The sequence below is a fragment of the Bradyrhizobium sp. INPA03-11B genome, from assembly GCF_040446015.1.
Classification (GTDB): domain Bacteria; phylum Pseudomonadota; class Alphaproteobacteria; order Rhizobiales; family Xanthobacteraceae; genus Bradyrhizobium; species Bradyrhizobium macuxiense_A.
In genome coordinates, this window is the sequence record NZ_JASGSR010000226.1 from 1 (window position 1) to 5975 (window position 5975).

5 protein-coding genes are annotated in these 5975 nt (G+C 65.9%); 2 read left to right on the plus strand and 3 right to left on the minus strand.

The genetic code is table 11. The features are described 5' to 3' along the window. Both QMZ05_RS40150 and QMZ05_RS40155 read right to left on the minus strand, forming a co-directional pair. Nucleotides 1-923 (minus strand): acyl-CoA dehydrogenase family protein (locus tag QMZ05_RS40150; RefSeq protein ID WP_353705783.1); only part of this gene is annotated, 923 nt, incomplete at its 3' end. Between the two features lie 11 nt (nucleotides 924-934). After that, nucleotides 935-2341: an MFS transporter gene (locus QMZ05_RS40155; RefSeq protein ID WP_353705784.1), complete on the minus strand. Its 1407-nt coding sequence runs from the start codon at nucleotides 2339-2341 to the stop codon at nucleotides 935-937. A 265-nt stretch (nucleotides 2342-2606) separates the two neighbouring features. Between QMZ05_RS40155 and QMZ05_RS40160 the strand changes: the two genes are divergently transcribed. Next, the gene (locus tag QMZ05_RS40160; RefSeq protein ID WP_146985923.1) at nucleotides 2607-2858 is read left to right on the plus strand and encodes a PilZ domain-containing protein; all 252 of its coding nucleotides are present in this window, start codon (nucleotides 2607-2609) and stop codon (nucleotides 2856-2858) included. Nucleotides 2859-2944: 86 nt separating this feature from the next. Further along, complete coding sequence (locus QMZ05_RS40165) at nucleotides 2945-3676, plus strand: adenylate/guanylate cyclase domain-containing protein (RefSeq protein WP_353705785.1); 732 nt, start codon at nucleotides 2945-2947, stop codon at nucleotides 3674-3676. Between the two features lie 137 nt (nucleotides 3677-3813). Here QMZ05_RS40165 and QMZ05_RS40170 read toward each other — a convergent pair whose 3' ends face one another. Further along, on the minus strand, nucleotides 3814-5883 hold the full coding sequence (locus QMZ05_RS40170; RefSeq protein ID WP_353705786.1) for an ATP-dependent helicase: 2070 nt from the start codon (nucleotides 5881-5883) through the stop codon (nucleotides 3814-3816). Between the last annotated feature and the right edge of the window lie 92 nt (nucleotides 5884-5975).

A 5975-nucleotide genomic window follows, 5' to 3' on the forward strand; every position in this document is an offset into this window, starting at 1 on the left:
TTCCAGATGTCCGCCATCGATTGCAGCAGGAAGGCGCGGGCGGCGCGCAGATTGACCTCGGCCTGGGCGAGGCCGGATTGCACCACGGCATTGTCGCGCAGCGTCTTCTTCATGCCCCGCGGCACCTTGTTGCGGGCGACGTCGACGAAATTGTCCAGCGCGCTGCGGGCAATGCCGCAGGCAACCCCGGCGAAACCGACCTGGTAGCAGGTGTGGTTGCTCATCCGGTACAGTGGACCATTCTCGCGGCATTCGCGATCGAACTCGCGGGTGATCGAATGGTCTGATCGGACGAAGACATCGTTCAGGGCGAACTGGTCGCTGGCGGTGCCGCGCAGCCCGACCGTGTTCCAGATGTCGGTCCATTCGACGTCCTCGCTCCGCACCAGCATGGTGCGCTCGACCTGCTCGCCATTGGCGTCACGGCGCGGCGAGCCGTCCGCGGCATAGACCGGGCAGTGCGCGCCGAGCCAGGTGGCGTGCCGCCCGCCTGACGCGAACGACCAGACGCCGGTGACGCGGTAGCCGCCCTCGCATTCGGTCGCCCTGACCTTGGGGCCGGGGCCCCAGGCCAGCACCGCGCGCGGGTCGGCAAACATCTCCTGTGCGACCGGCAGGTCGAGATAGGCCGCCGACATCGCACAGCCGCCGGCCTGGCTCAGGCACCACGCCGTCGAGGCATCGGCCTTGGCGATGGTCTCGATGGTATGGAAAAAGGTGACGGGATCGGTCTCGATCCCGTGGGTCGAGCGCGGCAGCAGCAGGCGGAACAGTTGCGCCTCATGCAGCCGGTCGAGCAGATCGGGCGGCAGGCGGCGGGTCGTTTCGATCTCGTCGGCGGCGGCCGCAACCGCGTCCCTGACCGCCTCGGCGCGGGCGATCACGTCATGATCGCCGGCGAGATCCGCAGAAGTCGTGTTCATGTTCGCCTCCTTCAGGCGCGCCGGATCGTTGCGGAGGCCGCGACATCAGGCGTCGCGTTGAGCTCCTTGTCGATCTGCTCGATCGACTTGCCCCGGGTCTCAAGCCCGAAGAACAGATAGACGGCGCCGGCCATCAGGAACCAGCAGCCGAGATAGACGAAGGCGGTCGGGATCTGGGTCAGCGGCACGTCCGGCTTGAGGTAGTTGTTCGAGCCGACGATCAATGCGAGGCCGACCGGCCCGATGATCTTGCCGATGCCGCCAAAGCCGTAGGCCGACCCCATCCCCGTGGTGCGCAGATGCGACGGCCAGACCTCAGCCGCATAGGGCCCGACGATCGCAAAGCCGCCGTCGGCGAAGAAGAAGGCGGCGCCGAGCAGCAGCCAGAACGCCGACATGCCGAACAGCGTCGCGTCGTAGTGATAGCCGGCAATGATGGTCAGAGCGCCTGCGCCGAAGCCGAGCAGGCCGCCGGCCAGGCGCCGTCCGAGCAATTCCGAGAAATAAGAGAACGAGATGCGGCCGATGAAGCCGGTGACGCTGAGCAGGATCATCATCTTGGCGGCCTCCTGCGGCGTGACCTTCAGCAGCAGCACGAACAGGGCGGGCGCCCACAGCGTGATGCCGTAGACGCCGGTCTGCGCACCGGCATTGCCGAGCCAGGACACGATCAGGCTGCGCGGATATTTGAACAGGTCGAACCAGCTGGTCCTGACGATCGGCCCGGCATCGGCCGCGCTCGGCAACGGCAGCTCCGATGGCGGCACCTGCAGGGCCCAGGCCAGCGACTTGCGGGCCTCGTCATAGCGTCCCTGCCGGCACAGCCAGCGCGGCGACTCGGGCACCCAGAGCCGGACCAGCAGCACCAGGACCGCCGGTAGCACGCCGATCGCAAACAACAGCCGCCACTGATCGGTGCCCATGATCGCGCCCAGCACCGCGCCGAGGCCGACGCCGAGCGGGATCACGCAGGTGACGAGCCCGCCGACCCAGCCGCGCTTCTGCGAGGGCATGAACTCCTGCACCAGCGGCAGGTCGACGCAATACAGCCCGCCGACACCGGTGCCGACGAAGAAGCGCAGGATCGCGAGGTAAACCCAGCCATTGTCGGGCGTGAAATAGAGCAGGCCGGTCGCGATCGAGAAGTTCAGCACCGTACCGATGAAGACGATGCGGCGCCCGACCCGGTCGGCGAGCCAGCCCCAGAGATAAGCGCCGATGATGGCGCCAATGCCGGAACTCATCAGCACGGTGGCCGACTGGCCGAAGGTGAGTTTCCACGGCCCGATCAGGAAGGCGAGCACAAAGCCGATCAGGAAGTAGTCGAAGAATTCCAGCGCATCGCCGATGATGGCCGCCGCAAGGATCTTGATCTGGTTGCCGGTCAGAGTCGTCCGGCGATCGAGAATCTCGAACATGGCGCGTCTCCCCATGGCGCCTGTTCATTGTTGTTGGGAGCGTGCGTCGCGCCAGCGCATCGCCCATCAGATGAGGCTATCCTCGCGCCGTCGCGAACGGCAAGCCCGCGCCGACGCGGGGCTCATCTGCGCGGAGGCGATAAGCATCCGGCTTACTGCTGCGCACAAATCGTGGTGCGAAAGCCTGATGTGAGCCGCGCCAACCGTTGACTCCAGCAATGCCGATCGCCCACGTTTGCGTGAAGCGAGTGGGGAGGCTGGCCGGGTGGACGAAAAGCGCAGGCATCCGCGAACCGAGGTCAATGAACCCGGCTATGTCTCGTCGGGCGGCTCGGTCATGCATTGCACGATCGTGAACATATCGCCGGAAGGGGCAGCCATCGAGGTCGAGAATTCGGCTTTCGTCCCGCACAGATTCCGCCTGGTGATGGCCCGCGACGCCTCGGTGGTCCATGAGTGCCAGGTGATCTGGAGCAAGAAGACGCGGATTGGAGTGAGTTTCGTCAAACCGGCCTGAGTGCCGGCAATTTCGGTTGGGGTGCTCGGGATCGACCGTGCTACGGTAGGGTGGACTTCGTCGCTGGAACAGCAGGTGATACGCCGATGACTCCGGAACCTGCATCGATCTGCCTCGGTTGCTGGCAGAACCTCCATATGCCGATCCCCTTGCGCGGCCCGTTGTCGGCGCCGTTCCGCCTGTTCGGCATCAAGCCAAGCCGCATGAACCCGAACACCTGCACGATCTGCGAGATGGCGTTCTCGAAGGTCATGAAGGCGCGCGCCGTGACCATCGACGCCACTGTGATGTTCGCCGACCTGCGGGGTTACACCACGCTGACCCAGACCATCGCGCAGGACGGGCTGACGTCGCTGCTGGACGCCTTCTACGACGACTGCGCCGCCGCGATCTGGCGCTATGATGGCCTGCTCAACAAGACGATCGGCGATGCGGTGTTTGCGATCTTCAATTTTCCGGTGAAGCGGGACGACCATGCTGCGCGGGCGTTGCAGGCGGCGCGTGACATTCAGAGCAGTTTTCGCGACCGGCACGACGCGCTGGTGCGCACGATCGGCGCCGGCGATGTCGAGATCGGCATTGGCATCGGGATCGACAGCGGCGACACCAATTTCGGTGAGTTCGGCAAGAGCCATCGCGACCTGACGGCGGTCGGCACCGTGGTCAATCGCGCGGCACGCGCCCAGGCGATGGCAAAGTCCGGCGAGATCCTGGTCACATCAGCCGTACGGGATCGAACCCGCGACATGATCACGGCGGCCGGTTCCGATTATTCGCTGAAGGGCTTCGACCAGCCGGTTACGCTGTTTCCTGCGTGAATTGACGCGGCGCAACAAAACGACGGCTCCCGCGCGGAGCACCGCGCCGAAGCCGTCGGGGATGGTCGTTTGCCGATTACGAACGTCGCCTTAACGCGAGGCCAGCGGCTTCGTTCCGGGCGTGGCCAAGATTTTCGTCAGCGCCACATGCCGCGCATCCGGGCGCCGATGTCGATCGGCGGCGCGCGGCTGGCGGAGGAGGCCTGTGCCGCGGCGGCCCGTGGCCAGGTTGTCCGCTCGAACATCGGCAGCAGTCGTTCCGGGATAAAGCGGGTACGCGAGGCGTACATATGGCGGTCGCCCTTGGCGGCTTGGCCGTGGACGAAAAAGCGCTGCGGCACCATCAGATGCAAATCGTCCTTGGCGCGGGTCATGGCGACATAGAGCAGGCGGCGCTCCTCCTCGAGTTCGGCCGAGGTGCCGGCGCCGAGGTCGGAGGGCATGCAGCCGTCGACGACGTTGAGCACGTAGACCGACTTCCATTCCTGTCCCTTGGCGGAATGGATGGTCGACAGGATCAGGTAATCCTCGTCGAGCAGCGGCACGCCGGCCTGGTCGCTGGTCGCGTCGGGCGGATCGAGCGTGAGCTCGGTGAGGAAGCGCTCGCGCGACGGATAGCCGGCGGCAATCTGCTCGAGCTGGATGAGGTCGGCGCGGCGGACCTCGCTGTCCTCATGGATGCGATCGAGATGGGGCTCGTACCACAGGCGCGCGCGCTCGATGTCGACAGGCCATTCCGAGTAGCGCAGGTTCTCGATCGCCTCGACGAACAGCCGCCAGTCCGCGCCGGCGCGGGGCGGGGCCGGCAGTGCAGCGAGCGCGGCGATCGGATCGGCGGCCTCGGCCATGTGGTCGAGCACCCGCTGCGCCGAGGCCGGCCCGACGCCGGGCAACAGATGCAGGATGCGAAAGCCGGCGACCCGGTCGCGCGGATTGGCGGTGAAGCGCAGCAGCGCCAGCATGTCCTTGACGTGCGCGGCATCGAGGAATTTGAGGCCGCCGAACTTCACGAACGGAATGTTGCGGCGGGTCAGCTCGACCTCCAGCGGTCCGCTGTGCGAGGAGGTGCGGAACAGCACCGCCTGGTGCTTCAGCATCGCGCCTTCCTCGCGGTTGGCAAGCACCTGCTCGACGATGTAGCGCGCCTGATCGGCCTCGTCGCGGACCGTGACCAGCTGCGGCTTGCGGGTCGAGGTCCGGTCGGTCCACAGGTTCTTGGTGAAGCGCTCCTTGGCGAGCGAGATCACGCCATTGGCGGCCGACAGGATCGGCTGGGTCGAGCGATAGTTGCGATCGAGGGTGACGATCTCGGCGGCCGGGCTGAACTGCGCCGGGAAGTCCAGGATGTTGCGCACGGTGGCGGCGCGGAACGAATAGATCGACTGCGCGTCGTCCCCGACCACGGTGAGCCCGCGTCCTGCCGGCTTGAGCGCGAGCAGGATGGAAGATTGCAGGCGGTTGGTGTCCTGATATTCGTCGACCATCACATGGTCGAAGCGCCCGCCGATCTCCTCAGCCAGCGCCGTATCGGTCACCATCTGCGCCCAGTAGAGCAGCAGGTCGTCGTAGTCGAGCACGTTCTGCCGCTGCTTGGCTTCGACATAGGCCGCGAACAATTGTTTCAGCTCATTGGCCCAGCCGGAGCACCACGGGAAGAACCGGCCGAGCACGGCCTCGATCGGTATCTCCGCATTCACGCAGCGCGAATAAATCGCAAGGCAGGTGCCTTTGGTTGGGAACCGGCTTTCGGTGCGTGAGAAACCGAGGTCATGGCGGACCAGGTTGATCAGATCGGCGGAGTCCTCGCGATCATGGATCGTGAACGCCGGGTCGAGCGCGATACGCTCGGCGAATTCGCGCAGCAGCCGCGCGCCGATGCCGTGGAACGTGCCGGCCCAGTTCAGCGCATCGGTCATGATCGAGGCGCGGTCGCCGAGCACGCGTCGTGCGATGCGCTCGACGCGACCGGCCATCTCGGCGGCGGCGCGCCGCGAAAACGTCATCAACAGGATGCGGCGCGGATCGGCGCCCGCGACGATCAGATGCGCGACGCGATGGGCGAGCGTGTTGGTCTTGCCGGAGCCCGCGCCCGCGATCACCAGCAACGGAGCGCCGACGATGCAATCCTTGCCGACGCCGTGCTCGACGGCGCGGCGCTGCTCGGAATTGAGCGCATCGAGATAGGCTGTGTTGGCAAGATCAGGCACGAATCACCCCCACGAAACGCTAACAGACAATGCGATTCAGTGGGGCAGGCGGACTTGCGCGGACGCAGAGAAATTAGATTGACATTAACGCC